Raw genomic sequence first — 2,760 nt, forward strand, 5'->3', positions numbered from 1 at the left:
ATATTAGCCTGATCTTTCAGCAAGAATATCATCATGATCCCGGAATGATTCTGCTGCCATAATCTTAACTGCGGCCTGATCAACAGATATCTGAATCGGTGTTCTGGCGACTTTCTCTCCTCCGAGAATCACATACTTCAGTGGGACTGTCTCAATATACGCAGACTCAACCTGGAAGAGGCGAGATTCAGGAAATGATAGATGCCGTCCCAGTAAGAACCCGATCCAGAATTTCAATCCCTGCCATCTGCTCATAGAGTCCATTGCAAAGATTAGGAGAGTATTATTGTCAATGTGGGCTTCAGGGGATATCTTGCGGGTTCCGTAAAAACTTCCGTTTGCTATAATCAACTGTCTTGTTTGGAATCTCTTTTTAACCTCATTATTTGAAATTTCACAGACAAAAAGTTGCTGAGACAGGAGATATTTGATCTCGTACAAAAGATATGACAAAACACCAAGATATTTTTTAAAAACCCTCGGCGTTGCAGAGATCACATTGCGGGAAAAACCAATCGTGGCAATGTTGATAAAATACTGATCATTGATCATTCCGAGATCGATATCCACGACTTTTCCATCAGCGATAATGTCAACAGCCCTTTCAAGGGTCATTGGAATACCCATAGATCTGGCAAAATTATTGGCAGTTCCCAAAGGAAGAATCCCAAGAACTACATCACGATTAACAAAAGATTCCATAATCGTGTTTAGTGTACCATCTCCTCCTCCTACAATGATCAGTGAATGACCTTTATTGATACTATCCTGAACAATCTGTTTCATTCGTTCAGGTTTCCGAACCGGATAGGATTCGATAACATCAATGCCCTTTTGATTCAGGAGGTCCATTGCCCTAAAAAAGAGTTTCTCACCTTTTCGCGAATGGGTATTTACAATGAGAACAGCCTTTTTTTCGCTGCGAATTATTAGTTCCAGTTCTCTTTTAGATTTCATATTGCCGAATTGTCTGGCGATTATGATTTTGATGCAAAAAAGAAATTTATTCCTTTCCAGACAGTGCTGATGATGCAACAGCATGGATTGCATCAGAAAGATAATCACTGGCCAGGTTCGATACTACTGACTCGTTGATTTCAGAGAGGTTCTGAATCTGATTAATTATGACTTCTTGCTTTTTCAGTGCAGTTACTGCCTGATTACGAATCGGGACCACTTTTTCTGAAACCTGCATTGAATTCAGATGATCAATCTCAGTTTTAATTACTCCCTGATATCCGTTCAACTCACTTTTTACTGAATTCCACTCTTTTATCTTTACATCCTCGTTAATATGTCCGATTCTGGTTACTGACTCATTTTGAAATTCCTGCAATGAACTTAAAAACGCCAGGTCTTGTGAGTTTACCATAGAGGTACACCCAGATACACCAATTGATCCGATAACCAATACTCCAAGCAGAAATACGCTGTAAATGTTTTTCATACTGCACCTTAGTGATGATGAAGAAACTCTATCTCTCATCATGTAAATGATATTACGATTGTGAATATGAAGTGTCCGGTTTGCAATGTTGATCTCCTTATGGGCGAAAGGTTGTCCATTTCTATCGATTATTGCCCTCAGTGTAGAGGTATCTGGCTTGAGAAAGGGAAATTGGACCAATTATTAAATAACGGGATGCAAGGATCCCATCAGAATCCAGAATATTCTGATAGAGGATACAATTCGAACCATGTGAAGCACTCAGAGCATGAACATGACCATAGTGATGATCATTCGTATGACGATCATCACTCTGTAAAGAGCCATAAAAAGAAGTCATTCTTTGATGATCTCTTCTGATAACTTTATTTTGAGGTATTCTCACACAGCGATGGCTTATGTGCATTCTCTCCAGTGTTGGGTTCTACATGGATCGTGACATATGCACGAGGAAATTCGAGTTTTAAATCATCCTCAAGGTGATCGGTAAGATCATGTGATTGCTCCACCGATACAGATTTATCTACGACGAGGTGAAATTCGATAAATATCTCCGGCCCAGCTCTTCTTGTCCGGAGTCCGTGATAACTAACATAATCTGAATAATGTTCGCAGATAATTGTCGTAATCCTTTTGATTTCGTCATCTGTGAGGCTACAATCTATGAGATCCTTATATGATTTTTGTGTGAGATCATATGCTGCCTTCATAATTACAAGAGCGACACCAATGGCCACAATTGAATCCAGAATGGTAATCCCAGTTAGCCTGATTAAGACCAAACCTGCAAGGACTCCAACCGATGTATACACGTCTGTCCGTAAGTGCCAGGCATCACTTTCGAGAGCGATAGACTCGGTTTTCTTCGCGATTTTCATCAGCCGCGATGAAACAAAAGCATTTGCAAGCGCTGATATTCCCATAACAGCGATACCTGCGAGCATGAGTGTTGGATCCATTGGTTCGGCTGTTGGTTCAAGAATTTTCCCGCCTGCTTCATATATGATTATAACTGCAGCAACAAAGATGAGTATAGCCTCAAACATTCCTGATACAGATTCATATTTGCCATGCCCAAAGGAGTGATCATCATCTGGAGCGAGTGCAGATTTTTTCACTGAAAAATAGGCTACAATTGACGCTAGAAGGTCCATTCCCGAGTGGATTGCTTCAGATATGATACTGATTGATCCAAGGGTTAATCCAACGATTAGTTTTAGAAGGACCAGAAATGTATTAGAACCTACCGAAAGAAGGGCTATCTTTTCTTTTTCCGTATGAATTGATTGAGAGTTGTTTGCCATGTTTTTATC

The 2,760-nt window shown here is 40.1% G+C and carries 4 protein-coding genes; 1 reads left to right on the plus strand and 3 read right to left on the minus strand.

Annotated features, from left to right (window positions below):
- Positions 1-3: 3 nt before the first annotated feature.
- Together VN429_RS00720 and VN429_RS00725 are read right to left on the minus strand one after the other, a co-directional pair.
- Positions 4-957 carry a diacylglycerol/lipid kinase family protein gene (locus tag VN429_RS00720; protein WP_325628712.1) on the minus strand — a complete coding sequence of 318 codons (954 nt, stop codon included), beginning with the start codon at positions 955-957 and terminating at the stop codon, positions 4-6.
- A gap of 46 nt (positions 958-1,003) precedes the next feature.
- On the minus strand, positions 1,004-1,447 hold the full coding sequence (locus tag VN429_RS00725) for a hypothetical protein (RefSeq protein WP_325628714.1): 444 nt from the start codon (positions 1,445-1,447) through the stop codon (positions 1,004-1,006).
- Positions 1,448-1,513: 66 nt separating this feature from the next.
- Between VN429_RS00725 and VN429_RS12515 the strand changes: the two genes are divergently transcribed.
- Positions 1,514-1,807 carry a TFIIB-type zinc ribbon-containing protein gene (locus VN429_RS12515; protein ID WP_414675283.1) on the plus strand — a complete coding sequence of 98 codons (294 nt, stop codon included), beginning with the start codon at positions 1,514-1,516 and terminating at the stop codon, positions 1,805-1,807.
- Between the two features lie 5 nt (positions 1,808-1,812).
- On the opposite strand, the gene VN429_RS00730 is transcribed toward VN429_RS12515, so the two are convergent.
- Positions 1,813-2,751 (minus strand): cation diffusion facilitator family transporter, encoded by a 939-nt coding sequence (locus VN429_RS00730; RefSeq protein WP_325628716.1) that lies wholly within the window; start codon positions 2,749-2,751, stop codon positions 1,813-1,815.
- Between the last annotated feature and the right edge of the window lie 9 nt (positions 2,752-2,760).

Origin of the sequence: Methanospirillum sp. (assembly GCF_035560735.1) — an archaeon.
Classification (GTDB): domain Archaea; phylum Halobacteriota; class Methanomicrobia; order Methanomicrobiales; family Methanospirillaceae; genus Methanospirillum.